Here is a 25,165-nt window from a genome sequence, read left to right as displayed (position 1 = left end):
ACGAGATCAACCTTCTGCCAGAGGCGCTGACCCGCGGCACACCCCCAGGGGTGTGATCACCGCCGGGCGGGGAGAAAACTGCAGGCCCCGACAAATTCGTGTGCCACCCGCTGCTACCTTTGCCCCATGCCGGTCAGCGTGTGCGTTATCGACGACTTCGACATCGTGGTGGCCGGCGTGCGCGCGCTGCTGTCCCCGTTCGCCGACCGGGTGCTGGTCGTGGAAACCCAACTCCGGACAAATCCTGACCTCGTCGTGGACGTGGCGTTGTTCGACACGTTCGCCGCACCGCTCGACTGGCAGGTGCAGCTGGCTGAGCTGGCGACCGACCCGCGCGTGGGCGCCGTGGCCGTCTACTCGTTCATGACCGACCCGCGGGCCGTGGAGGACTCACTCGCCGCGGGCGCCGGCGGTTTCCTGGCCAAGTCACTCCCCGCCGAGGAACTCGTCGAGGGGATCGAGTCGATCGCCGGCGGGCATCGCGTGGTGGACCTCGGCGCGTGGGACGGCGGCGTCGCCGGCGATCACTGGCCCGCCGAAGGCGTGGGCCTGAGCCCCCGCGAGGCCGAGATGCTCTCGCTGATCGTGCGCGGCTACTCCAACGAGGAGATCGCCCGGTCGCGCTACCTCTCGCCCAACACCGTGAAGTCGTACATCCGTGAGGCCTACCGGAAAATCGGGGTCACCACGCGGGCGCAGGCCGTGGCGTGGGGGATGCGGAACGGGCTCGAGCCCTCGCACTGACCCCGGACAGGAGCCCGGCTGGCAGTCCCCGCCCGCACGCCCCGAGCCGGGGCATTGGCCTGTCGAAATTCCTCCGGTGGCGAACGCGCTCCTCGCGCGTGGTGCCCACGTCGTCGTATCGAGCCATCCGCCCAGCGGGATTGACAGTGACTCACGTCACGACATATCCTAGCCGCGTCCCGTTGCTACGTATATGCGTAGTGAGTTCCCTAGTTAAGGATTCTCATGAGACGCCCCCCTCGTCCGATCCGCGGTGCAGCCCGGCGGACCACAGCCCGTCGCGCGGCGTCGACGCTCGCGGCCGGCCTATCCGTGGCGATCGCCGCGACGGCATGTTCCGGCGAGCCCGACAACCCGTCCGAGCCTCTGGAGATCAGGGTCGCGGACAGTTTCGCCGCCACCCACCCCATCGGGCGCAGCGGCACGACCGACTTCATGGAGATCCTCCGGGACACGGCGCCGTCCGCCGGGATGGAGATCGTGTACTTCGACTCCGGCCAGCTCGGAAAGCAGCGGGACATGCCCGCCGTGCTGCGCACCGGCATCGCCCAGATCGCAGCCGTCTCCCCCGCGTACGTGGGAACGCAACTCCCCCTGGCGAACGTGGGAGACCTTCCCGGCTTCACCCAGGACTCGTGCGTCGGCGGTGACGCGATGCTCGAGATCATGCAGCCGGGGACCACGCTGTTCGAGACCGAGCTCGCGCCGCAGGACGTGCACCCGCTCTGGGTCGCCTATATCCCCGGCTACGAAGCCATGTCGGGCGCGTTCCCCGTCGACTCCGTCGACGCTCTCCACGGCAAGATCATGCGATCGACCGGAGGCGCGGCCGACCGCGTGGTGGACGCAGCCGGCGCGGCCGGCGTCTCGATGCCGCTGGGTGACATGTACGAGGCGATCTCCCGCGGCACCGTCGAAGGCACCCTCGCGAGCCCACTGAGCATCACGCCGTACAGCCTCGAGGAGGTCATCCAGTACTCCACCGACGGTGCCAACCTCGGCTCGTTCACGGTCACCTACTCCGTCTCCGACACGGTCTGGAACGAGATGACCCCGGAGCAGCAGGCCGTCCTCGCCGAAGCATCCGAGGTCGCACAGGACTCCGTGTGCCGCGAGATCAACCGGTCGATGGACGAGTCTAAGCAGGCAATGCGCGACGCGGGCGTACAGATGATCGAGGTCACGGACGCCGAGCGTCCCCACTGGGAGGCGCTGGCCGCGCCCGTCCGGGAGTCCTGGGTCAGGGACCTGGAGAGCATCGGTCTGCCCGCCCGCCGGGTCCTCGACGACTTCACCGCCGCACTCGCCCGTGCGGAGTCCGAGCACGGAAGCGAGCGATCATGAGCGACCAGGTACCCGAGGTCATCGTCCCCCGCCAGGGGTCCACACCCGCCCGTCGGACGCCGTTCGGCTACCTCACCGACACCCACCCGAGGCTCGACCGCATCCAGAACGGGATCTCCGCGTTCTGCGCGGTGATCGCCAGCGTCGCGATCGTCGTCATCGTCGCCCTCACCGCGCTCGAGGTGTTCACCCGGACCGCCTTCGACGCACCGCTGGGCTGGAACGTCGGCCTGGTCGAGCAGTACCTGATGATGACCCTCGCCTTCTTCGGCACGGTCACGGCCTACCGCGCCGGCGCGCACGTCGCCGTGGTCACCATTTTCGAGAAGACCCCCGAGCCGGTGCGCAAGGTACTGCTGCTGATCACGTACCTCATCATCCTCGCCGGGCTCGTGCTCCTGGTGTACTCGGGAACGCGCGCCATGCAGTTCTCGTTCGTCACCTCGGAGATCCCCCCACCCGGGATGGCTGAACTGTCACTTCCGAGCTGGTGGTGGAAGTCGATCATCCCGGTGGCCTCCGGCCTCGGTTTCGTCGTGGTGGCCATCGACCTCTATCGCGAACTCACCGCCCCGTTCAATCGTGTCGCCACCGACTACGAGCCCGGCATCCACGCAGAGGAGATCTGACATGCTCGCACTCGCCATAGTCGTGCTCCTGCTCGTCCTCATCCTCATCCGGGTCCCGGTGTCGTTCGCGATCCTCGGTGCCGGCATCATCGGACTGTTCGCCGTGGGCGGCTTCGGCGTGGTCGACGGGGTCATGCAGACCGTGCCCGCGACCTCGGTGATGAGCTATTCGCTGTCCGCCGTGCCGCTGTTCATCCTCATGGCGCACCTCCTGATGCTGTCCGGACTGCTCGATTCGCTCTTCGACGCGGCGCGGGCCATCGTCGGCCGCATCCGGGGAGGCACGGCCGTCGCCTCCATCGGCGCGGGCACCGCGTTCGCGTCGGTGTCCGGCTCCTCCACCGCGGCGGCCGCCACGCTCGCCCAGACCTCGACGCTCAAGATGATCGACGAGGGCTACAGTCCCAAGACCGCGAGCGGCCTCGTCGCGGTGGTCGGCACCCTCGCCGCCATGATCCCGCCGTCGATCATCCTGGTCTTCTACGCGATCACCGCCGAGGTGAGCGTGGGCGACGTGCTCATCGCCGGCGCCCTGCCCGGCGTGATCATCGCGTGCGCTCTCGTGGTGATGCTCTACGTGACAATGCTGCGCGATCCCGATGCCGTACCGTCCGGGCAGCCCTCCACGTGGGCCGAGAAGGGACGCGCGCTGGGCACGGCCGCCCCGCTGGCACTGGTCTTCCTCGCCGTGGTCGGCTCCATCTACCTCGGGTGGGCCACTCCTACCGAGGCGGCGGCACTGGGAAGCGTCGCGGCGATGATTCTCGTGATCGCGCGCGGGCGGTTCAGCCTCGCCGGCGTGGGACACACCCTGGTGGAGACCACCAAGTCCACGGCCATGATCTTCGCCATCATCATCGGGGCGCACGTCTTCGGCCACTTCCTCACCGAGACCAAGGTCACGCCGACGCTCGTCGCGTGGATCGGCGACCTCACGCTCCCCGCGTTCGTCATCATGCTGTGCATCGGCATCGTCTACGTGGTGCTCGGCTTCTTCATGGACCAGATCGCGATCATCGCGCTCACCGTCCCGGTCGTCCTCCCGCTGGTCGTCGAGCTCGGGTACGACCCCATCTGGTTCGGGGTGTTCATGGTGCTCCTGGCCGAGGTCGGCCTCGTCACCCCGCCCATGGGCCTCAACGTGTTCGTGGTGGCCCGCTCCGCCGGCCGCCGGGTCGAGGAGGTCTTCCGCGGTGCCTTCCCGTACGTGATCGCCATGCTGGCCGTTGCCCTGCTGTTCCTCATATTCCCCGGCATCGTGCTCTGGATCCCGGAGACAATGTGACCTGAGCCGACCCGACCGACCCACTCCGACACCCACTCCAACCCTCCCCCGCAAAGGAATGACGATGACAGAGAACACCTCCGACGACGCGCTGCTGATCGACCGCGCCGATCACATCGAGACCTGGACCATCAACCTGCCGGACGCTCGCAACCCCATCTCCGACGACCGTGTGATCGAGGCGCTCGTCCACCGGGTGTCCGTCGTCAACGCCGACCCCGATGTGCGTGCCGTCATCCTCACCGGCGCCGGTTCCGCGTTCTCCGCGGGCGGCAACGTCAAGCACATGGTCGACCGCAGCGGAATGTTCGGGGGGAGCCCCTACGAGGTGCGCGGCGGCTACCGCGACGGCATCCAGCGGATCCCGCGCGCGCTCTACCACTGCGAGGTGCCCGTGATCGCGGCCGTGAACGGCCCGGCCGTCGGCGCGGGCTGCGATCTCACCCTCATGTGTGATCTCCGGGTGGCGTCGAGCAGGGCGTGGTTCGCCGAGAGCTTCGTCCAACTGGGCATCATCCCCGGCGACGGCGGCGCGTGGCTGCTGACCAAGGCCGTGGGCCCGGCCCGCGCGGCCGAGATGGCGCTGACCGGCGACCGCGTGGACGCCGCGACCGCGCTCGACTGGGGGTTGGTCTCCCGGGTGGTCGAGCCCGAGGAGCTGATGGGCGCGGCCCGTGAGCTGGCCGCGCGAGTGGCCAAGAACCCGCCGCACTCGGTCCGGATGGCCAAGAAACTCCTCCGCGAATCCCAGCACCAGTCCCTGGAGTCGGTGCTCGAGCTCTCCGCGGCCATGCAGGCCCTCGCGCACCACACCGCGGACCACCGCGAGGCGCTCGCCGCGTTCGGCGAGAAGCGACCGGGGAACTACGAGGGTCGCTGACCGGGCGCGGTCAGTCGAGCTGCCAGGTGGCGACGTGACGGCCGAGGATCTCCACGAGGTCGTCACGTCGCTCATCGATCTCGGCACGGGAACCGATGACGCCCACCGCGGCGATCGTGCCGCCCCGCTCGGTCACCGCGACCGACACGCCATCAGCGCCTTTCTCGGCGGCGTGGGGCGCCGCGCAGATCCCGGTCTCGCGGATCTGCGCGAGCGCCTCGAGGAAGGCCTCGACCCGGCCGGAATCCGCCTCGGGGCGGGCATTGAGGTAGGCCCAGAGGTCCCGGTTCTCCCGCGCCGCGAGCAGGACCCACCCGGCCGACGTCCGGAGCAACGAGCGCCGCAGACGGTTCTCGGCGAGGTACGCATAGGCGGGGTCGGACGAGACGTGATCGACGTAGAACAGGTCGTCGCCCACCGCGGCGGAGAGAACGGTGACCATCCCGGTCTCCTCGTTGATCGCCTCGAGCGCGTCGTGGGGGACCTGCGTCACGGGAGGGCGACCCGCGATGACGTTGAGCAGGTACGGCGCCATCCCGAGGGTGTAGACCCGGTCCCGCTCGTCCAGATACCCGGTGGCCACCAGGCCGTTGACGAGCCCCTGCGTCGAACTGACCGGTGCGCCGAGCGCCTTGGCGATCGCCGTGAGCGTCATCCCCGATCCGGACCGGGCCACCGCCTCGAGGATCGACGCCACCCTGTCCACCATCCGATGCCTGGGCCGTTCCGGGATCTGGGCATCGAGCTCGGCAGTGGTGGTCATGAGCACGAGCCTACCAAGTCGCAGCCCATACTTACTTAAATCCGTAACTAGTTGCTCTATTGCGTAATCGGCCGAGCGGTGTCATAGTGACATCACGCGGCCCGACAGCCCTCACCAGCAGGAGAACCGATGAGTACCACCTTCGCCCCGCCCACGACCGTGGAGACCCCGCAGATGCGGGAGCTCCGCGGTCAGGTGCGGGAGTTCCTCGCCGCCGAGATCGCCGCAGGCGCATTCACCCCGTGGATCGACACGTGGCTCACCCGCTGGGACGAGGCGTTCACCCGGCGCCTGGCCGATCGCGGCTGGGTCGGCATGACGATCCCCGAGGAGTACGGCGGCCGCGGTCGCACACACCTCGAGCGCTTCGTCATCACCGAGGAACTCCTCGCGGTGGGCGCCCCGGTCGCCGCGCAGTGGGTGGCCGACCGGCAGATCGCGCCCTCGCTGCTGCGCTACGGCACCGAGGAGCAGAAGCAGGAGTTCCTGCCGCGGATCGCGGCCGGCGACTGCTGCTTCGGCATCGGCATGAGCGAGCCCGACTCGGGGTCCGACCTCGCGAGCGTGCGCACCCGGGGCGTGCGCGTCGACGGCGGGTGGACGATCACCGGGACCAAGGTGTGGACCTCCGGCGCCCAGCACGCCGAGGCGTTCATCGCCCTGGCCCGCACCGAGCCACTCGACACGAATCACCGGCACGCCGGCCTGAGTCAGTTCATCGTCGACCTCCGCGCCGAGGGCGTCACCATCCGCCCCATCGTCTCGCTATCCGGGGACCATCACTTCAACGAGGTCGTCCTCGACGAGGTGTTCGTCCCCGATTCCCGCGTGTTCGGCACCCCGGGCAACGGCTGGGAGCAGGTCAACGCCGAGCTCGCCTTCGAACGCAGCGGGCCCGAACGCTTCCTGTCCTCCTTCCGCCTGCTCGCAGCCGAGATCGGTGAGATCACCGCGGGCAGGCTCCCCGAGCGGACCGACCTCGGCCGATCCGTCGCCCGGATGGCCGGTCTCCACGCCCTGAGCCAGAACATCGCGGGCGCCCTGCAACGGGGAGAGAAGGCCGACACCGCGGCCGCGCTGGTCAAACTGCTCGGAACCACGACCGAGGGCGACCTCGTCGACGTGGTCTCCACCGGGCTCGGCGACGAGACACCCGCCGCCCCCGGAGAGATCGACGCCCTCCTGCGTGCAGGGCTACACCAACGCCCGGGCTTCACGCTCCGAGGCGGAACCAACGAGATCCTGCGCGGCGTGATCGCGCGGGGACTGGGGATGCGCTGATGACCACCTCGAACACCACCGAGATCGACCTCGGTGTCGATCCCGACCTGCAGAACCTCATGGACGACCTCGTCTCCGGGTTCTCCGGACCCGACGTCGAGCCCGACCCGGATGCGGTGTGGGCCACCCTGACCGAGGTCGGCCTCGCCCGACTCACCGCGCCGGAGGAGTCCGGCGGCAGCGGCGCGGGCTGGACCGAGGCCGCGGCCCTCCTGCGGACGCTCGCCGCCGCCGGTGTGGCCGTGCCGTTCGCCGAGACCGACCTGCTCGCCGGCCCCCTCCGCCGCGCTGCCGGCCTGGACGACTCGTCCGGGCAGACCGCAACAGTGGCCGTCCTCGGGTCCGACGGCACCGCGCACCGCGTGCCCTGGGCCGGCGCCACCGCGACCGTCCTGTGCGTCCGGCGGGTATCAGACGGCTACGAGGTCGCCGACGTGGCGACCGACCACCTCGTCGTCGTCGAGTCCGAGGGCATCTCCGCCGTCCCCACCGGCTCGGTCACCGCCGACGGCGACCACCCGTGGGCGCCGGTCCCCGCCTCGGCGGTGCAGGCCCACGTCCTGCGCGGCGCCCTCGCCCGCGCCCTCCAGTGCGTCGGGGCGATGGACGGGATGCTCGCCTCGTCGATCGCCCACACCACCGAGCGGAACCAGTTCGGCCGGGCGCTGGCGAAATTCCAGTCGGTGCAGAACCTGGTCGTGGACATCGCCGCCGAATCCGTTCTGTCCCGCGCCGCCGTTGACACCGCGCTCGTCGACGCCCTGACCGACGACCTCGCCGGGGACCTGTCGGAATTCCGCGTGGCCGTGGCCCGGAGCGTCGTTTCGCAGGCGCTGGCCGTCGCCGTGCGCAACGCACACCAGATCCACGGCGCGATCGGCACGACGCATGAGCACACGCTGCACCGGCTCACCCTCCCCGCGCTGCAGTGGCGGTCGGAGTTCGGCTCGGCCGCCTTCTGGGAGGGCTTCCTCAGCCGCGCCGCCGTCACCGGCGGGATGGACGGGGCCTGGCCGATGATCGTCGAGGGCGCCCCCGTCGACGGGATCCCCTCGGCGTGGCTCGACGCCGTGACCGGCGCCTAGGCCGATCCGTGACCGCTCCGCTCGCCCGACTGTTCGTCGCCGTCGTGCTGGTCAACGGCGCGTACGACGCCGTGCGGGTGGCGGTCTCGTACCGGGCCCTCGCGCTCGGCGGCGACGCCGCCCAGGTGGGGCTGGTCGCCGCCACGTTCGCGGCGCTGCCGATGCTCGTCGCCCTGCAGTTCGGGCGGCTCGTCGACCGGCGCGGCAGCTGGGGCGTCCTCGCCGTCGGTACCGCGGTGTCCGCGTCAGCGGTCGCCCTGACCGCGGTGGCGCCCTCCATCCCCGTCCTGGCCGCCGCCAACGCGATGGTCGGCCTGGGTCAGGTCATGACCCTCATCGCCGCGCAGGGATTCGTCATGGAGCTCACCACCCGCGACCGGCACGTCAACGGCTTTGCGATGTTCACGCTCGCCGTCTCGGTCGGCCAGGCGGTGGGTACGCCGGTCATGGGCGTCCTGCTCCAGGCCGGCCGCACCGGTGAGCACGTGGACACCGGCCCGGCGCTGTGGGTGATGGCGAGCGCGATCGTCATCTCGCTGCCGTTCGCGCTCGCCCTGCCCCGGTCGACGCCCCCCGCGCGAAGCGCAGGTCAGCCCCGGGCCGAGTCGATGACCGCGCTCCTGCGCCGGAAGGGCATGCCGCCGTCGATCTTCGCCGCGCTCATCGTGGTGACGGGTTTCGACCTCATCACCGCGTACATGCCCGTGCTGGGCGAGTCCGTGGGGCTGACGCCGCTCGTGGTGACCCTGCTCGTCGCGACGCGCTCGGTGTTCTCCATGATCTCCCGCGCGGCCACACCGTGGGCGTTGCGGCGGTGGTCCCAGCGCGCGATCCTCATCGCCTCCCCCGTCGTAACCACCCCGGCGGTGGTCGTACTCGGCCTCGCCGGCGACGCCGGGACGATGTTCGCCTGCCTCGCCGTAATCGGGTTCTTCTGGGGCATGAACCAACCCGTGACCATGAACTGGGTGACCGCGGCCGCGCCGGCCGGGGAGCGCGCCGCAGCGCTGTCGCTGCGACTGACCGGCAACCGGGCCGCCCAGGTCCTCGTCCCCCTCGGCGCCGGCGCGATCGCCGGGATAGCCGGCCCGGGCAGCGTATTCCTCCTCTCCGGCGCACTCACCGCCGCCTCGGCGGCCACCACGAGCGTCTCGCTCCGCCGGCATCCCTTTGACGAGCTCGGCCGGGTTGGTGCCCTGCCGACCCGTCGCGCACCCGACCCCCGCGACCAGACCACACCGAACACCAGGAGTGACAGATGACCGACACCACCGACCGCACCGGCGCGCTCACCGACCTGCGGGTCGTCGATCTCTCCCGCGTCCTGGCCGGGCCGCTCTGCGGGCAGATGCTCGCCGACCACGGCGCGGACGTGATCAAGGTCGAACCCCCCGCCGGCGACGACACCCGGTGGTGGGGCCCGCCCTTCGTCAAACCGGGCCACAGCGCCTATTTCGACGGGCTCAACCGCAACAAGCGCAACATCAGCGTGGACCTGCGCACCGACGAGGGGCAGTCCCTCCTTCGCCGACTGCTGGCCGAGGCGGACGTGGTGATCGAGAACTTTAAGGCCGGCACACTCGATCGTTGGGGCCTGTCCGACGAGGTGCTCGCCGTGGAGTTCCCACGGCTCATCCACTGCCGGATCACCGGGTACGGCGTCGACGGTCCGCTCGGCGGCGCGCCCGGATACGATGCCGTCCTCCAGGCACTGTCCGGCCTGATGAGCATCAACGGTGAGGCCGACGGTCCCGAGATGCGCGTCGGCATCCCCCTGGTCGACATCATCACCAGCCTCAACGCGATGGCAGGGATCCTCATGGCCGTGCACGCCCGGGAGACGACCGGCCGGGGCCAGTTGGTCGACCTCGCGCTGCTCGACAACGCCGTATCGATTCTCCACCCGCACGCCGGCAAGTGGTTCGCCACGGGCGAGACCCCGCCGCGCACCGGCGTGGCACACCCGACGATCTGCCCGTACGAGACGTTCCAGTGCGCGGACGGCCCGTTCTTCATCGGCGTGGGAAACGACTCGCAGTTCCGGTCTCTCACCTCCGCGCTCGGCGTCGGCCAGCTCGCAGAGGACCCGCGCTACGTCACCAATGCCGAGCGGCTCGCCCATTCGGCGGAGCTGCGCGGGACGCTCGGCGCGATCGTCGGCGAGTGGGGCCGCGCCGAGCTGTCGGATCTGTGTCGCTCAGCCGGGGTGCCGGCGGGGGCGGTCAACACGGTCGGGGAAGCGATGTCGCTGCCCCAGGTCCTCCACCGCGAGATGGTGGTCGAGCGGGACGGGTACCGCAGCGTGGGCATCCCGGTGAAGCTCGAGCACACCCCGGGCGCCGTCCGCTTCGGCCCGCGCGACCGCGGCGCGGACACCGCCGAGGTGCTCTCCGAGCTCGGGATCACCGAGGAGCAGGCAGAGGGACTACGGGCAGCCGGCGTCCTGCCCGCCTGACGCCCCCGGTCAGCGGTCGAGGACGGCCTTGAGGAACGTCCGCGTCCGCTCCTTCTGCGGGTTGGTGAAGATTGCCTCGGGCGTGCCCTCCTCGACGATCTTGCCCTTGTCGAACACGAGAACCCGGTCGGCCACGTCGCGGGCGAATCCCATCTCGTGGGTGACCAGCAGCATGGTGATGTCAGTGGTCTCGGCGATCGTCCTCAGCACACCGAGGACGTCGGCGACGAGCTCGGGGTCGAGGGCGGATGTCACCTCGTCGAGCAGCAGGATGTCCGGGTCCATGGCCAGCGCGCGAGCGATCGCGACCCGCTGCTGCTGACCGCCCGAGAGCGTGGTGGGGTGGGCGTTCTCCTTGTCCGACAGCCCGACCGTGGCCAGGAGCTCGCGGGCCCGGTCCACGGCCTCGGCCTTGGAGCGATTAAGGACATGGATCTGGGCCTCGGTGATGTTCTCCATCACCGTCATGTTGGGGAACAGGTTGAACTGCTGGAACACCATCCCGATCTTCGACCGGACCTGCCGGAGGTGCTTTTGGGACGCCTTGACCAGTTTGTCGCCCTTGCGCTGGTGGGTCAGGGGCTGGCCCTCCACCCAGATCACTCCGTCGTTGACCTCTTCGAGCGTCATGAGCAGACGCAGGATGGTGGTCTTACCCGAGCCACTGGGGCCGATCAGGGCCACACGCTCGCCCCGTCGCACGGTGAAGTCCAGGTGGTCCAGCACGACGTTGCTGCCGAACTGCTTGAGCACCTTGTCGAACACCACCATGTGCGAGCCGTCATAGCCCGCGCCCGCTGGGTCCGCCGGCCGGGCGGGTCCGGTCGGGGGGTTTCCGTCAGTAGACAAGGGTCTTCTCCAGTCTCCGGATCAGGATCGACGTCGGGTAGCTCGCGAGCAGGAAGATCACGCCGGCGATCGTGATCGGCTCGAGGTATTGGAAGTTCCGGGCGCCGTACTGCTGCGCGGCCGTGACCATCTCGACCACGGTGATCGCGAAGAGGAACGGGGTGTCCTTGAACAGTGAGATCGCGTAGTTGCCGAGCGCGGGCACGGTGTTCCGGATGGCCTGCGGCAGCACCACCGCGCGCCAGGTCCGTCCCGGGGGCAGCGACAGCGCACGCGCGGCCTCCCACTGCCCGCGGGGCACCGCGTCGATGCCGGCCCGGTACACCTCGGCCATGTAGGTGGCGTAGTGGATGCCGAGCACGGTGATACCGATCTGCAACGCGGAGAACTGTGGCAGCAGGAAGTAGGCGAACAGCAGCTGCACCACCAGGGGCGTCAGCCGGATGAACTCGGTGACCATCCGCAGCGGCACCGTCACGACCTTCGGGCCCGAGCGCCGTAGCACCGCGACCACCAGTCCGAGGATCGCGGCGATGACGAAACCCGCCACCGTGGCCAGCAGGGTGATCTTGAAGCCCTCCAGCAGGAACGGGATGCTCTCGACCGCGCGTTCCCAACTCCAGTTCACGCTCATCGGTCCACCCCCACCGCGTCGTCGACGCGTTCGGGCCGCAGACTCAGCAGCCCCTTGAGCGTCGGTCCGGTCCCGAGACGGGCCTTGGCGAGGAATTCGAGCAGGTTCATGAAGAGGGTCAGTACGTAGGCGATCACGAAGTACAGGATCAGGCCGATTCCGAACGCGAAGAGGGTGTCGCCCGTGGTCTTGCGCAGTTCGCCGATCTGGAAGGTCAGGTCGTGCAGCAGGATGAAGCTGGCCAGCGCGCTGCCCTTGAGGAGTTGGATCAGCAGGTTGTTCAGCGGCGGGATCATCTGCACCCACGCCTGCGGGAACGTCACCTTGTACAGCCGCTGCCAAGTCGAGAGGTTGAGCGCGATCGCGGCCTCGGTCTGCGCGGCCGGCACGGCCGCCAGCGCTCCGCGGACGACCTCGGCGGCATACGCGCCGTAGTTCAGGCCCAGTGCCAGGATCCCGCAGAACAGCGGGTCGAGTTCGTACCCGAGCAGGGGCAACACGAAGAACAGCCAGAAGAGCTGTACCAGCAGGGAGGTTCCGCGAAAGAACTCGATGATCGTGCGGGCGATCCCGCGCAACACGATGAGTCGCGACCCCGCGGCGACGCCGAGCACCAGCGCCATGACGAACGCCAGCGCCGCCCCGCCCAGGGTCAGGTAGATGGTGATGAGAATGCCTTCCTGGAATCCGGGCCAGGAATCCAGGAAGGCGTCGAGGTTACGGTCCACTGCCGCTCACCCCGGTTCTCGGAATCGGGATCACGCCCCTGCGCAGAGGTCCGCGGTCGTCAGCTCCGGATCCGGGAGCTCCTCGGCCGTGAACCCGTACTCGCCCACGATCTCCAGGTACTTCTCGGGGTCCGAGGTGATCTTGGCGAGCTCCTCGTTGTACGCGTCGAGCAGCTCCTGGTCGTCGGTGCGGAACACCGTGCCACCCGCGCCGACCTGCGGCACGCCGTCGATCTCGGCGACGAACGACTCGGTCACCTCGACCGGGGCGTCGGGGTTGTTGTCCGCCATCCAGTTCAGCGAGATGGCGGTCAGCGCGAACACGTCCGCGCGGCCGGAGGTGACGGCGTCCATGCCGTCCTGCGGGGTGGCGACCTGCGTGTTGTCGATACCCATCTGGGCGGCGTAGTCGGACTCGATCGCGCCGGTCATGGTGCTCAGGCGAGCGCCGCTGTCGAGCACGGACTGCAGGTCCGTCAGCCCCATCGGGTTGCCCTCGGGCACCATCAGCGCGGTCGTGTAGTTGAACTCGGGCTCGGAGAACGCGGCCTGCTCACAGCGCTCGGGCAGGATCGACATGCCCGCACTCACCACGTCGAAGCGGTTGGCCTGCAGGCCGGGGATGAGGGCGCCGAAGTCGGCGTTCTGGCCCTCGACGGTGTCGATCCCCAGGTTGCCGAAGATCTCGCGGTGCAGCGCCACGGTGGCACCGGTCAGCTCGCCGTTCTCCTCGAAGGAGTACGGGGCCTCACCCGCGAAGCCCACCGTCACCGTTCCCTGATCCTGCAGCCGCTCGAGGAGACTGCCGTCCTCATCCGTCGAGGTGGAGGTGCAGCCGGACAGCGCCATGACGGCCGCCGCGGTCGCGGCGATCGCGCCCATCGCACGGGTTCGTGCGGGACTTCTCAACATCGAGGGTGCCATTGTCTTGTCAGCCTTCCGGTCGCGATCGCACCGCGGGCCCTCCCGCGGTCCGACCTTCACGTCTCACCGGAACGTGGGCTCACGCCCGATGCTCTCTTAGCTGATTCCGAACTTATCACGGGTCACTTGTGGCTCCCGACACAACCGTAAACCCCAACCGCCTCAGCCTCACCATCTCCGATCTTCGGCCGACCCGCCGGGGTCAGGTCGCCGGGCCGGCCGCCCGGACCCGGGCGAGTCCGTCGTGCATGTGCTCCACCAGCAGCGATGTGGCACGCGCGGCATCCCCCGCCCGGACCGCCTCCGCGATCGCGCGATGCTCCGATAACCGCGAATCGGCGTCCGAATACGTGGCGCTCATGGCGTGCAGACACATGCTCGTCTCCACCAGCACCGTCTCGTGGACCCGGGACAATCGCGGGCTGCGCGCGGCCTCGACCAACGCGTGATGGAAGTCGAGATCCGCGGCCACCATCGCGGCCGAGCGGGGCTCTTCTGCCAGCGCCGCCATCGCGTCCACGGCGGAGTCCAGCTCGTCGGCGGTCCGGGCACCCGCCCCCGATTCGAGGACGCGCTGGAGCGCCGCCGTCTCGATGGTCGTGCGGAGCAGGTACATGTCGGCCACGGCCTCGGGGGTGAGGTCGGCGACGAACAGCCCGCGGTTGCGGTGCGAGACCAGCAGTCCCTCCTGGGTGAGCCGCTGCATCGCTTCCCGCAGCGGGCCCCGGCTCACCCCGAGGGTGCGCGCCAGCGCGGCCTCCCCCAGCTGGTCGCCGGGGGCGAAGCTGCCGTCGGAGATCGCTCGGCGCAGCCCCCGCGCGATGATCGCGGGGGTCGACTCCTGCACCACCGGGTCGAGCCCGGCGAGATGATCCGGTTCGTTCATGCCGTGGCGCCCCCAGGCCCCAGCTGCGCGTCGGCGTGGACGGGCGGTGCCGGGACCACCTGACCGAGCGCGGCCTCGAGCGCCGCCCCGGCGCGGATCACGAGCAGGTCGTCGAACCGGGCCCCGATCAGCTGCACCCCGACCGGCAGCCCGGAATCGGTGAGCCCGCACGGCACGGACAGCGCCGGCTGCTGGGTCATGTTGAAGGGGTAGGTGTAGGGCGTCCACGAGGTCCAGTCGGGGCTGTGCCAGCCCGGCGGGACGTCCGAGCCCACGGCGAACGCGGGGATCGGCGTGGTGGGCGTGACCAGCAGGTCGTAGTTCTGGTGGAAGTCTGCCAGCCGGGCGCCCAACGCCATCCGGATCGCGACCGCGTCGAGGTAGTCGGCGGCCGAGAAGTCGTGGTAGCGGCCGAGCGCCTCCCGCATCGACGGGTCCACTCGCTCGACCGCCCCCGGGCCGTGCGGCGCGAGCACCGCCGCGAGCCCGGCGAACCACAGGACGTGGAACGCGTCGACGGGGTCGGTGATCCCGGGATCCACCGTGTCGACGCGCGCGCCGAGCGCCTCGAGTACGCCCACGGCCCGCGCGACCTCACGCTCGACGTCGTCGTCGTTCCTCCCGAATCCCAGGGTCGCGCTGTAGGCGACGCGCAGCCCCTCGAGCGGCCGGTCGCCGCGGGCGCCGTCGGTGGCGGCGGCGAGGTATCCACCGGTGGTGGGCGTGGTGGCGCGGGCGGGCACCGCGGACCAGTCGCGTGGATCGGGGCGCAGGAGCGCGTCCATGAACGCGGCCGTGTCCGCGACGGTGCGCGTCATCGGCCCGGCGTGGGCCAGTGTGCCGAACGGGCTCGACGGGAACATGGGGATGACGCCGTAGGTGGGCTTGAGGGCGACGATGCCGCAGAACGCGGCCGGTATCCGCACCGATCCGCCGCCGTCGGTCCCCAGCGCGAGCTGCCCGAGCCCTGCGGCGACCGCGGCCGAGGCGCCGCCGCTCGAGCCGCCCGGGGTGAGCGCCGGGTCGTAGGGGTTGCGGGTGATGCCGGTCAGGGTGTTGTCGGTGACGCCCTTCCACGCGAACTCGGGTGTGGTGGTCTTGCCGATCACCACGCAGCCGGCCTCGTGGGTCGCGGCGGTCACGGGGGCGTCGTCGGGCCAGGAGGCCGGGTCGTCCGCGCCGGGCTTGTCGGCCAGCAGGTGGGAGCCGCGCAGGGTCGGCACTCCACGGGTGTAGAAGATGTCCTTGATGGTGGTGGGGACGCCGTCGATGGGGCCGATCGCCGTGCCGTCGCGGTACCGTCGCTCGGCCGCCCGTGCCTGCCGGAGCGTCTCGTCGGGGTCGGTGTGGCAGATCGCGTTCAGCCGACCGTCGACCCGATCGATCGCGGCCAGCGCGTCGCGCGCCGCGTCGACGGGCGACAGCTCGCCGCGTCGGAACTTCTCGGCGAGCTGCAGTGCGGTGAGAGACGCGGTCATCAGGCCACCTTTCGTCGGATTGTCGACAATCGTACATTCGGTCCGCGCCCCGTCAAGGACATCTTCTACGCTGGAGCCATGAGCGCCGCCGACCACACCGCCTCCACCCCAGAGCCCACCGAGCCGGACCTCACCCCGGCCCTGGCCGAGGCACTGCGCCGCGCCGCCGCCGCATCCGCCCTCGTCGTGGCGTGCGACTACGACGGCACCCTCGCCCCCTTCGCCGACGAGCCCATGAGCGCCTTCGCCGCCCCCGGCGCGCTCGACGTCCTCGCGCGACTCGCGGAACTGCCCGGCACGACGGTCGCCCTCCTGTCGGGCCGCAACCGCGCCGCGCTGGCCGAGGTGAGCGGCGCGGGCGCCCCGGTGGTGCTGGTGGGCAGCCACGGTTCGGAGTGGGAGGGCGGGTTCGACGCCCCACTCGACGACGACGACAACGCCCTCCTGGCCCGCATCCACGCCGAACTCACGGAGATCGCCTCCGACGCCCCCGGGGCGCACGTCGAATCCAAGCCGACCGCCGCCGTGCTGCATGTCCGGCCGGTCGAGGATCCGGCCGCACGCGAGCAGGCGACGGCCCGGGCGCTGGCCGGGCCCGCCGCTGCCGGCGGGGTGTTCGTGACCGAGGGCAAGAACGTCGTGGAGATCGCGGTCCGCGAGGCGAGCAAGGGGGCGGCACTCGAGCGGCTCACCGAGCAGGCCGGCGCCGACGTGACGATCTTCATCGGCGACGACGTCACCGACGAGCGCGGCTTCGCGCGACTGCGCCCGCAGGACGTGGGGATCAAGGTCGGTCCGGGCGAGACCGCGGCCGGCCACCGAGTGGAGGACATCCCCGCCGTCGTGCGCCTGCTGGAAACCCTGGCCGACCTCCGCGGCTGACCCCGCCGGTCCGCAGCGCCACCCATCGGATGTCGCGCCACCTGCCGAATCCCGTGGGTGGCGAGACATCCAATGGGCGGCGATTCCGGACACCCGGAGGCGGGCGGGCGCGGCACATGCGGCGGGAGCACCCCCGGGGTTGTCGCCCTGCGCAGGCGCGGTCGTACACTTACCGACAACGGTTCCCATTACCGTTCGCCTTCACCCCGAGGAGTGGTGCCCGTGTCGACCTCCCGCCCGGCCTCCCGCCAGCCCCGCCGCGCCGGCCTGTCCCGGACCCTGGCCGTGCTCGCCACCGCTCTGGTCGGCGCCGGCGCGCTGACCGCCTGCGGCGGCGCCTCGGGCACGGGGCCCGCCGACGGCGACGGTCCGTCCGTGGTGGCGTCGACGACCGTCTACGCGGACATCGCCCGGCAGGTCGCCGGCGGCAACGCGGAGGTCGAGTCCGTGATCTCCGACCCCGCCGCCGACCCCCACTCCTACGAGGCCGGCCCCGCCGACGCCGCCCGGGTCGCCACGGCCGACCTCGTGGTCTACAACGGCGGCGGCTACGACTCGTTCGTGGACCTCGCCCTGGCCAACGCCGGGGATGTCCCGGTGGTGCGGGCCGTCGACGAGTACTCCCGGGTCACCGGCGAGGCCGCGCCGGAGCACTCCCACGATCACGGCGACGACGCGGGTCACGCCGGTCACGACCACGCGCACGACGACGACATCCCCGCCGACAATGCCGCCGACGACCACGGCCACTCGCACGATTCGGAGACCAACGAGCACGTCTGGTTCAGCCTGCCCACCACGGCCGCCGTGGCCGAGCGGGTAGCCGAGCAGCTCTCCGAACTCGACCCCGAGCACGCCGAGGAGTACCGGGCCAACGCCCGGGACTTCGGCGGGGAGCTGAGCCCGCTCCGTGCGCAGCTCGACGAGATCCACGACCGCGGGCACTTCACCTACGCCCAGACCGAGCGCATCGGCGCGCATCTGTTCGACTACGCACACATGGTGGACCTGACGCCGGCCGGGTTCCTCTCCTCCGTCGAGGACGACACGGACCCGGCGGCCGCCGACCTCGCCGGCCTGATCGACCTGCTCCACAAGCGGGAGGTCGCGTTCCTGGCGTTCAACTCGCAGACCGAGACGGCCGTCACGGCCCGGGTGCGTGACGCCGCGGTGGAGGCCGGTGTCGTCGTCGTCGATCTCACCGAGACCCTCCCCGACGGCGCGGACTATCTCACCTGGATGCGCGACATCGTCGACGACCTGACCCGCGCACTCTCCGACGCCACGCCGGAGGGCGACGGTGGGCACTGACCACGAGCGCGGCATCCCCGGGCCCGGCCCGGTGGTCTCGCTCGACGGCGTGACCATCTCGCGCGGCGGCCGGACCCTCATCCGCGACCTCGACCTGCAGATCCAGCCCGGCGAGTTCGTGGCCGTCCTCGGACCCAACGGCGCCGGCAAGTCCACCCTGCTCAAGGTGCTGCTCGGCGAGCTCGCCCCCGACGCCGGCCGTGTCGTCGTGGACGGCCGGGCGCCCGGCGACCGCGGCACCCACCTCGGCTACGTGCCGCAGCAGCGCGCGTTCGACCCCGGCATCACCCTGCGCGGCCGCGACCTGGTCAGTCTGGGGATCGACGGCACCCGCTGGGGCCCCGGATGGCCCGGACGACGCGGGGTGAAAAAGCGGATCGTCGAGGACTCGCTGGCCCGGCTCGAGGCCGGAAAGCTCGCCGACAAGCCGCTCGGCCGGATGTCCGGCGGTGAGCAGCAGCGCGTGCGCGTGGCCCAGGCGATCGCGTGCGACCCGTGCGTCATGCTGTGCGACGAGCCACTGCTCAGCCTCGACCTCACCGGCCAACGCACCGTCGCCTCCGTGCTCGACCACCGGCGCCGCGACGACGACACCGCGATCGTCTTCGTCACCCACGAGATCAACCCGGTGCTGCCGATGGTCGACCGCGTGCTCTACATCGTCGACGGCCGGCACCGCATCGGCACGCCCGACGAGGTGTTCACCTCCGAGGTCATGTCCGACCTGTACTCCTCGCCCGTCGAGGTGCTGCGGGTGCGCGGGCAGATCGTCGTGGTGGGCGACACGCAGCACCTGGTGGCCGAGCCCTACTCGACCGGGCACCACCATCACGACGACGACGACCACGGAGCGCACTGATGGACCGCCTGCTCGAGATCGGTCGGTCCCTCGCCGACACCGAGGTCACCGCCTACCTGCTGCAGCAGGATTTCGTGCTGCTCGGTCTGGCCGCCATCGCGCTGCTCGGGTTGCTCGCCGGGGCGATCGGGCCGTTCGTCGTGATGCGGCAGATGTCGTTCTCCGTGCACGGTGCCAGCGAGTTGGCGTTGACCGGCGCCGCCGCCGCGTTGCTGTTCGGCCTCAACCTGGGGTTCGGCGCGATCGTCGGGTCGGTGATCGCGGCCCTGATGTTCGGGATCATGGGCTCGCGGGCCTCCCAGCGCGACTCGTCGATCGGCGTGGTGCTGGCGTTCGGCCTCGGCCTGGCCGTGCTGTTCATCCACCTGTACCCCGGTCGTTCCGGCACCGCCTTCGCCCTGCTCACCGGCCAGATCGTGGGGGTATCCGAGCACGGGGTGGTGCAGATGGCGATCGTCGCGGCGATCATCTGCGCCGCGCTCGTGGCCCTGTACCGGCCGCTCGTGTTCTCCTCCGCCGACCCCGAGGTCGCCGAGGCCCGCGGCGTGCCCGTGCGGGCGATCAACATGGTCTTCGCCGTGCTCGTGGGGCTCGCCGCCGCGCAGGCCGTGCAGGTCGTGGGCGCGCTGCTGGTGCTGTCGCTGCTCATCACCCCGGCCGCCGCCGCGGCCGCCGTGACCTCGAGCCCGGCGCGCGCGATCGGGCTGACGATTCTGTTCGCCGAGGTCGCGGCCGTGGGCGGGATGCTGCTCTCGCTGGCACCCGGCGTGCCGGTGTCGGTGTTCGTCACCACGATCTCGTTCGTGATCTACCTGGCCTGTCGGGTCGTGGGTGCGCGCAGGCGGTGAGCCGGGCCGGCCCCGTGCCGCGCCCGCCTCACAGCACTCCACAGCGCCGCCGCCTTTCGTCGCGAAGAGCCTTTCGCCCACATCGCCCGAGAGGCACTGTGCGAAACCCTCTTCGCGACGCCGGGTCGGACCAGGTCAGCCCGCCATGCCGAGAGGAAGCACGGCGTCCGCGCTTGTCGCTACTAACGTCTGGACGATGATGGACACCGCCTCCGAGCCCGAGCCCGAGCCCGACGCTGGCGCCGGACCCGATGTCGACGACGCCGCGGCTGAAGGCGGGGCAGAACTCCACGCGATCCGCATGGCCTACCCGTCGCTGCACTGGGAGTCGGTCAGCCGCACCGACGAGGGCTGGGACCACGTGGTGATCCTCTGCCGCGGCTGCTCCGGCGAGGACGCCCTCGGGTACGCCGATCTGGTGTTCCGCTTCCCCTCCGACGAGCAGGCGCTCGCGCAGCTGCCAACCGAGATCGCGGTGCTCGAGCACCTGGCGCCCCGGATCGAGGCGGCGCTCCCCCGCTACACGCATGTGCCTGCGAGCGCGCGGCCGGACGAGGGCCTCATCCCGTTCGCCGGCTACCCGATGGTCCACGGGGAACGCCTCACCGCGGGCCTACTGCACAGCCTGCCCTTCACCGAGCAGACGAACATCGCCACGCAGCTGGGTTCTCTGCTGTCTGCGCTGCACATCCAGGACACCTCGGCGCCACCGATGGATCTGGTCGCGCCGTCGTACCAGCCCGAGAACCTGGACTTCGTGCGCGGGATCGTGGAGAACAACATGCCCGACGTGCTCACACCGGACGAGATGCGCACGGCCCGCGAGATCTGCGACGAGGTGGCCGTGCTGCAGTCCACCCTGCTGCCCCGGGTGTTTTTGCACTACGACATCTACGCCCGCCACCTGTACTGGCAGCGCGGCCGTGCTGGCGGAACCGAGGCCGAGGCCGGCTCACCAGGCCAGCTTGGCCTGATCGACTTCACCGATATGTGCATCGGAGACCCGGCCATCGACTTCGCGGAGCTGTACGAATACGGCCCGCGCTTCGTGGAGGACGTCCTGGCGCGCTACGTCGGTCGCGTGGATCCTGAGTTCCTCGATCGGGCGTGGACCTACCAGCGGCTGGCCGGTCTCTACATGCTCGCCGGCCACCTGTACTACGGCGAGGAGACGTGGGAGTACGCACGAGCGACCTTTGATCGCTGCCGGTCACCCCGCCGCCCGCGGGCATGACCGTCGGCACCCACGGGTAGCGCGTCAGGACTCGCGCGGGGATCCGCGGCGGGTGGATCAGGGTGCCGGGAAGAGCCACTCGAGCGGGATCCCCAGCGCCTGTGCGCCCGCCTGTACGAGGCTCCACGGGGCCGCCGCAGAACCAACGATCAGCGAGCCCAGGCTGATCCCCCCGCCTTCCGGACCGGGGAACTGGTTGGCGATGCCACCGGCGATCTCCATCGAGCCGTTGAACAGCGAACCGAGCATGTCTATCTCCCTGGATCAGAAGTCACAAGCGAAGTGCACCAAACAATGTACCCGCCTGGCCGGACAGCCAGCGTCAGCCCTTGACGCGCCGCTGACGCGCGAACTCCGACAGCACCACGCCCGCCGCGACCGAGGCGTTGAGGCTCTCCACCTTCGAGGCGATCGGGATCGACAGGATGGAGTCGCAGTTCTCGCGTACCAGCCGGGACAGGCCCTTGCCCTCGGATCCCACCACAATGACCGTGGGGCCGGTGCCGTCGTAGTCGTCCAACGACACGTCGCCACCGGCGTCGAGCCCGACGAGCTGGGCGCCGGACTTGGCCCAGTCCAGCAGCGTGCGGTTGAGGTTGGTGGCGCGGGCGACGGGCAGGCGTGCCGCCGCGCCGGCCGAGGTCCGCCACGCCACCGCGGTGATGGAGGCACTGCGACGCTCGGGGATCAGGACGCCGTGGCCGCCGAACGCCGCGACCGAGCGGATGACGGCGCCGAGGTTCCGCGTGTCCGTGATGTTGTCGAGCGCCACCAGCAGCGCCGGCTGCGACGAGTGCATGGCGCTCTGGATGAGGTCGTTCGGGTCCGCGTACTCGTACGGCGGAACCTGCAGCCCGATCCCCTGATGCATGCCGTTGGACGTCATGCGGTCCAGATCGACGCGCGGCACCTCCAGGATCGAGATCCCGTTGTCGGCGGCGAAACGCACGGCCTCGGTGAGCCGCTCGTCGTTGTCCGCGCCCACGGCCACGAACAGCGCGGTCGCCGGGACCCCGGCCCGCAGGCACTCCACGACCGGGTTGCGGCCCACCACGAGCTCGGGCCCGTCGGCCTTCTTCTGGGCGTACTGGCGACGCTGCTGCGCGCCCTGCGCCTTGCGGTCCGCAGACTTCGCCCGGCGGTGGGCCGCGTGATAGGTCCGGTCCTCCGCCTTGGGGGTGGCGCCACGCGCCTCCAGGCCACGACGACGCTGGCCGCCGGAACCGACGACCTGCCCCTTCTTCGTGCCGCTCTTGCGGATCGCTCCGCGCCGGCTCGAGTTGCCCGCCATATCAGTCCTTCCGGTTGGCGAGCGACCACTTCTGGCCGTCCGCAGTGTCGGCCACGTCGATGCCCGCCGCGACCAGCCGGTCACGAATGGCGTCCGAGGTGGCGAAGTCCTTGTCCGCCCGAGCCTGCTGCCGTGCGGCCAACTCGGCCTGTACGAGAAGATCCAGCGCGACGGCCGTGTCGTCGTCGCCCCCACCGGCGGCAACCCACCGGGCGTCGAGTGGATCCACGCCCAGCACACCTGCCATCGCCCGCACGGACGAGGCGGCGGCCAACGCCGCCTCCATGTCGCCGGCCGCCAGCGCGGTGTTGCCCGCCCGGACCTGCCCGTGGATCTCGGCCAGCGCGGCCGGCACCCCCAGGTCGTCGTTCATCGCGGCGGCGAACCCCTCGGTCCACGTCCCGACGGGCACCGCGGTCTCGGGAGCGACGGACGGCCCTGCGTCTGCCCTGACAGCCTCGTTCACCCGCCCTACGAACGCCTCGATGCGCCGGTAGCCGGCCGCCGCCTCCTGCAGGGCCTCGGGCGAGTACTCGAGCATCGAGCGGTAGTGGGCGCTGCCCAGGTAGTAGCGCAGCTCGACCGGCCGGACGTGCTCGAGGATGTTGGGCACGCTGAGCACGTTGCCCAGCGACTTGCTCATCTTCTCGCCGGCCATGGTGACCCAGCCGTTGTGCAGCCAGTACCGCGCGAAGCCGTCACCGGCGGCGTGGGACTGTGCGGCCTCGTTCTCGTGGTGCGGGAACTGCAGGTCCAGGCCGCCGCCGTGGATGTCGAAGGTGCCGCCGAGGTACCAGGTGGCCATGGCCGAGCACTCGAGGTGCCAGCCGGGCCGGCCGTCGCCCCACGGGGTGGGCCAGCTGGGCTCGCCGTCCTTGGCCGCCTTCCACAGGGCGAAATCGCGCGGGTCGCGCTTACCGCGCAGGTCCGCGGACTCCCCCTGGTCCACCTCGTCGAGCTTGTGTCCGGACAGGTGCCCGTAGTCGCCCTCCGGCGCGGCCGACCAGGCGGCCACGTCGAAGTAGACCGACCCCTCGGCCGGGTACGCGTAGCCGCGCTCGATGAGCCGCTCCATGTACTCGATCATCTGGGTCATGTGCCCGGTCGCCCGCGGCTCGGTCGACGGCGGCAGCACGCCCAGCGCGTCGTAGGCGCGGGTGAACTCGCGCTCGTGCGTGGCGGCCCATTCCCACCAGGGGCGACCGTTCTCGGCCGCCTTGGTCAGGATCTTGTCGTCGATGTCGGTGACATTGCGCACGAACGCCACGTCATAGCCCGCGGCCAGCAGCCAGCGACGGAGGATGTCGAACGCGACGCCGGAGCGCACGTGCCCGATGTGCGGGGCGGACTGCGGGGTGGCTCCACAGAGGTAGACAGACGCGTGCCCTTCCCGGACGGGGGCGAACTCCCTCAGGGAGCGGGTGGCGGTGTCATACAGATGGAGTGTCACGGTGGCCGAGTCTACCGGTGGCCGCGCCGTACGCCCGCCTCGTCGCGCGGGGTGTGGGGTAGTTCAGGCCCGGTAGACCAGAGCGGTGGCCACGGCGGAGACGCCCTCGCCGCGGCCGGTGTACCCCATGCCGTCGGTCGTGGTGGCCGAGACGGACACCGGCGCCCCGATGATCTCCGACAGCCGCTCCTCGGCCTCGACCCGCCGCGGCCCCATCTTGGGCCGGTTGCCGACCATCTGCACGGCCCCGTTGCCGATCGTCCAGCCGTGCCTGCCGAGTTCGCGGACGGCCTCGCGCAGGAGCTGTTCCCCGGAGACGTCGTCGTACTCGGGCCGCCCGGTCCCGACCAGGGTGCCGAGGTCTCCGAGCCCCGCCGCGGACAGCAGCGCGTCGACGAGCGAGTGCGCCACGACGTCGCCGTCGGAGTGGCCCTCGCACCCGTGATCGTCGGGAAAGTGCAGGCAGGCCATCATGCACGGCTTGCCCGGCTCGACGCGGTGGGCGTCGGTGCCGATCCCCACGCGGGGGATGACGGGTCCGGTCACGGGTCCTCCTGGGGCTGTGCGGTCGGTCGGGACCGCAGGTGGAATTCTGCGAGCGCGCGGTCGTCCGCGGTGGTGATCTTGAACGCGAGCGCCGCGCCCTGAACGGTGGCGACGCGTCGGCCGAGCCGCTCGACCAGACCCGCGTCGTCGGTGGCCACGTCCCCGGCCGCGTCGTAGGCGGCGAGGAGCACGTCGGGCGCGAAGCCCTGCGGGGTCTGGACGGCGCGCAGGGCGGCACGGTCGGGGGTGCCCACCACGTGGCCCGCGGCATCGACCTGTTTGACGGTGTCGACGACCGGAAGCACGGGGACCACCGCGGCCTCGCCCGCGCGCACCGCCTCGACCACGCGTCGGATCGACCCCGCGGGCGTGAGGCACCGCGCCGCGTCATGGACGAGCAGGACGTCGTAAACCGCCGCGCTTGTCGTCGCGTCGTGGGCGGTGGTCAGCGCCGCGAGGCCGTTGCGCACCGAGTCGGTGCGCTCGGCTCCGCCGGTGGTGACGACGACGACGTGGCGGCCCACCCGCAGGGGCGACAGCAGTGACTCGGCCTCGTCTACGCGATCGTCCGGCACCACGGCCACCACATCGTCCACGACGCCCGAGGCGAGCAGCCCTGCCACGGACCGTTCGAGCATGGTGCGGCCCCCGAGCTCGACGAAGGCCTTGGGGATCCCCGCGCCGAGACGGACGCCGGATCCGGCGGCGGGGACGACCGCGGCCACCCTGCTCGTAGGGGCGGGGTGGCCGGTCGATTCGTGGTGCGTCACCTGGTGGTG

Annotated in this window: 25 protein-coding genes and 1 pseudogene; 14 read left to right on the top strand and 12 right to left on the bottom strand. The window is 70.8% G+C overall.

What is annotated here, in order from left to right; genetic code table 11:
- The first annotated feature begins 126 nt into the window (after positions 1–126).
- From ACWIFB_RS00925 to ACWIFB_RS00905, 5 genes are all read left to right on the top strand, one after another.
- A complete protein-coding gene (locus ACWIFB_RS00925) occupies positions 127–744 on the top strand; it encodes a LuxR C-terminal-related transcriptional regulator (RefSeq protein WP_454057001.1) in 618 nt (205 codons plus the stop codon).
- Positions 745–969: 225 nt separating this feature from the next.
- On the top strand, positions 970–2,088 hold the full coding sequence (gene dctP / locus ACWIFB_RS00920; protein ID WP_454057000.1) for a TRAP transporter substrate-binding protein DctP: 1,119 nt from the start codon (positions 970–972) through the stop codon (positions 2,086–2,088).
- Positions 2,085–2,717, top strand: a complete 633-nt coding sequence (locus ACWIFB_RS00915) for a TRAP transporter small permease (protein ID WP_454056999.1) — start codon at positions 2,085–2,087, stop codon at positions 2,715–2,717. Before dctP ends, ACWIFB_RS00915 begins: the two co-directional genes overlap by 4 nt.
- A gap of 1 nt (position 2,718) precedes the next feature.
- A complete protein-coding gene (locus ACWIFB_RS00910; RefSeq protein WP_454056998.1) occupies positions 2,719–4,002 on the top strand; it encodes a TRAP transporter large permease in 1,284 nt (427 codons plus the stop codon).
- Between the two features lie 64 nt (positions 4,003–4,066).
- On the top strand, positions 4,067–4,882 hold the full coding sequence (locus ACWIFB_RS00905; protein ID WP_230931375.1) for a crotonase/enoyl-CoA hydratase family protein: 816 nt from the start codon (positions 4,067–4,069) through the stop codon (positions 4,880–4,882).
- Positions 4,883–4,892: 10 nt separating this feature from the next.
- Here ACWIFB_RS00905 and ACWIFB_RS00900 read toward each other — a convergent pair whose 3' ends face one another.
- Positions 4,893–5,645, bottom strand: a complete 753-nt coding sequence (locus ACWIFB_RS00900) for an IclR family transcriptional regulator (protein ID WP_230931374.1) — start codon at positions 5,643–5,645, stop codon at positions 4,893–4,895.
- Positions 5,646–5,774: 129 nt separating this feature from the next.
- Here ACWIFB_RS00900 and ACWIFB_RS00895 point away from each other — a divergent pair, with 129 nt between their 5' ends.
- Genes ACWIFB_RS00895 through ACWIFB_RS00880 form a run of 4 tightly spaced genes read left to right on the top strand, consistent with a single transcriptional unit; the run spans position 5,775 to position 10,466 of the window.
- Positions 5,775–6,926: an acyl-CoA dehydrogenase family protein gene (locus ACWIFB_RS00895; protein WP_452099639.1), complete on the top strand. Its 1,152-nt coding sequence runs from the start codon at positions 5,775–5,777 to the stop codon at positions 6,924–6,926.
- Complete coding sequence (locus tag ACWIFB_RS00890; RefSeq protein WP_454056997.1) at positions 6,926–8,011, top strand: acyl-CoA dehydrogenase family protein; 1,086 nt, start codon at positions 6,926–6,928, stop codon at positions 8,009–8,011. The genes ACWIFB_RS00895 and ACWIFB_RS00890 overlap by 1 nt, the downstream gene beginning before the upstream one ends.
- Before the next feature lie 8 nt (positions 8,012–8,019).
- Entirely contained in the window at positions 8,020–9,273 is a 1,254-nt protein-coding gene (locus ACWIFB_RS00885; RefSeq protein WP_454056996.1) for an MFS transporter, read from the top strand.
- Positions 9,270–10,466: a CaiB/BaiF CoA transferase family protein gene (locus ACWIFB_RS00880; RefSeq protein WP_452099642.1), complete on the top strand. Its 1,197-nt coding sequence runs from the start codon at positions 9,270–9,272 to the stop codon at positions 10,464–10,466. The genes ACWIFB_RS00885 and ACWIFB_RS00880 overlap by 4 nt, the downstream gene beginning before the upstream one ends.
- Positions 10,467–10,475: 9 nt before the next feature.
- Here ACWIFB_RS00880 and ehuA read toward each other — a convergent pair whose 3' ends face one another.
- From ehuA to ACWIFB_RS00850, 6 genes are all read right to left on the bottom strand, one after another.
- Positions 10,476–11,237 carry an ectoine/hydroxyectoine ABC transporter ATP-binding protein EhuA gene (gene ehuA / locus ACWIFB_RS00875; RefSeq protein ID WP_230931369.1) on the bottom strand — a complete coding sequence of 254 codons (762 nt, stop codon included), beginning with the start codon at positions 11,235–11,237 and terminating at the stop codon, positions 10,476–10,478.
- Between the two features lie 67 nt (positions 11,238–11,304).
- The gene (gene ehuD, locus ACWIFB_RS00870; protein WP_230931368.1) at positions 11,305–11,949 is read right to left on the bottom strand and encodes an ectoine/hydroxyectoine ABC transporter permease subunit EhuD; all 645 of its coding nucleotides are present in this window, start codon (positions 11,947–11,949) and stop codon (positions 11,305–11,307) included.
- A complete protein-coding gene (gene ehuC / locus ACWIFB_RS00865; protein ID WP_452099643.1) occupies positions 11,946–12,677 on the bottom strand; it encodes an ectoine/hydroxyectoine ABC transporter permease subunit EhuC in 732 nt (243 codons plus the stop codon). Before ehuC ends, ehuD begins: the two co-directional genes overlap by 4 nt.
- A 30-nt stretch (positions 12,678–12,707) precedes the next feature.
- The gene (gene ehuB, locus ACWIFB_RS00860) at positions 12,708–13,559 is read right to left on the bottom strand and encodes an ectoine/hydroxyectoine ABC transporter substrate-binding protein EhuB (RefSeq protein WP_454057041.1); all 852 of its coding nucleotides are present in this window, start codon (positions 13,557–13,559) and stop codon (positions 12,708–12,710) included.
- 244 nt (positions 13,560–13,803) lie between these two features.
- Complete coding sequence (locus tag ACWIFB_RS00855; protein WP_452099644.1) at positions 13,804–14,487, bottom strand: GntR family transcriptional regulator; 684 nt, start codon at positions 14,485–14,487, stop codon at positions 13,804–13,806.
- On the bottom strand, positions 14,484–15,965 hold the full coding sequence (locus tag ACWIFB_RS00850) for an amidase (protein WP_454056995.1): 1,482 nt from the start codon (positions 15,963–15,965) through the stop codon (positions 14,484–14,486). The genes ACWIFB_RS00855 and ACWIFB_RS00850 overlap by 4 nt, the downstream gene beginning before the upstream one ends.
- A 78-nt stretch (positions 15,966–16,043) precedes the next feature.
- Between ACWIFB_RS00850 and otsB the strand changes: the two genes are divergently transcribed.
- From otsB to ACWIFB_RS00825, 5 genes and pseudogenes are all read left to right on the top strand, one after another.
- Positions 16,044–16,847, top strand: a complete 804-nt coding sequence (gene otsB / locus ACWIFB_RS00845; protein WP_452099646.1) for a trehalose-phosphatase — start codon at positions 16,044–16,046, stop codon at positions 16,845–16,847.
- Between the two features lie 222 nt (positions 16,848–17,069).
- Complete coding sequence (locus ACWIFB_RS00840; protein ID WP_452099647.1) at positions 17,070–18,158, top strand: metal ABC transporter solute-binding protein, Zn/Mn family; 1,089 nt, start codon at positions 17,070–17,072, stop codon at positions 18,156–18,158.
- 94 nt (positions 18,159–18,252) lie between these two features.
- Positions 18,253–19,017: pseudogene (locus tag ACWIFB_RS00835) on the top strand (metal ABC transporter ATP-binding protein); the annotation flags it as partial.
- Positions 19,017–19,865: a metal ABC transporter permease gene (locus ACWIFB_RS00830; protein ID WP_454056994.1), complete on the top strand. Its 849-nt coding sequence runs from the start codon at positions 19,017–19,019 to the stop codon at positions 19,863–19,865. The pseudogene ACWIFB_RS00835 and the gene ACWIFB_RS00830, both read left to right, overlap by 1 nt.
- Positions 19,866–20,061: 196 nt before the next feature.
- Complete coding sequence (locus tag ACWIFB_RS00825) at positions 20,062–21,099, top strand: aminoglycoside phosphotransferase family protein (RefSeq protein WP_454056993.1); 1,038 nt, start codon at positions 20,062–20,064, stop codon at positions 21,097–21,099.
- Between the two features lie 57 nt (positions 21,100–21,156).
- On the opposite strand, the gene ACWIFB_RS00820 is transcribed toward ACWIFB_RS00825, so the two are convergent.
- The 5 genes from ACWIFB_RS00820 to ispD all read right to left on the bottom strand — a co-directional run bounded on the left by ACWIFB_RS00820 (position 21,157) and on the right by ispD (position 25,156).
- Positions 21,157–21,348 carry a hypothetical protein gene (locus ACWIFB_RS00820; protein ID WP_454056992.1) on the bottom strand — a complete coding sequence of 64 codons (192 nt, stop codon included), beginning with the start codon at positions 21,346–21,348 and terminating at the stop codon, positions 21,157–21,159.
- 73 nt (positions 21,349–21,421) lie between these two features.
- A complete protein-coding gene (gene rlmB / locus ACWIFB_RS00815) occupies positions 21,422–22,390 on the bottom strand; it encodes a 23S rRNA (guanosine(2251)-2'-O)-methyltransferase RlmB (protein ID WP_452099649.1) in 969 nt (322 codons plus the stop codon).
- Between the two features lies 1 nt (position 22,391).
- Positions 22,392–23,840 (bottom strand): cysteine--tRNA ligase, encoded by a 1,449-nt coding sequence (gene cysS / locus ACWIFB_RS00810; RefSeq protein ID WP_454056991.1) that lies wholly within the window; start codon positions 23,838–23,840, stop codon positions 22,392–22,394.
- A gap of 63 nt (positions 23,841–23,903) precedes the next feature.
- The gene (ispF, locus tag ACWIFB_RS00805) at positions 23,904–24,386 is read right to left on the bottom strand and encodes a 2-C-methyl-D-erythritol 2,4-cyclodiphosphate synthase (RefSeq protein ID WP_454056990.1); all 483 of its coding nucleotides are present in this window, start codon (positions 24,384–24,386) and stop codon (positions 23,904–23,906) included.
- Positions 24,383–25,156, bottom strand: coding sequence for a 2-C-methyl-D-erythritol 4-phosphate cytidylyltransferase (gene ispD, locus ACWIFB_RS00800; protein WP_454056989.1), 774 nt, complete (start codon positions 25,154–25,156; stop codon positions 24,383–24,385). The genes ispF and ispD overlap by 4 nt, the downstream gene beginning before the upstream one ends.
- Positions 25,157–25,165 lie beyond the last annotated feature (9 nt).

It is taken from the genome of Dietzia sp. NPDC055340 (assembly GCF_053645335.1).
This window is presented reverse-complemented; position numbering and strand designations above follow the sequence as displayed.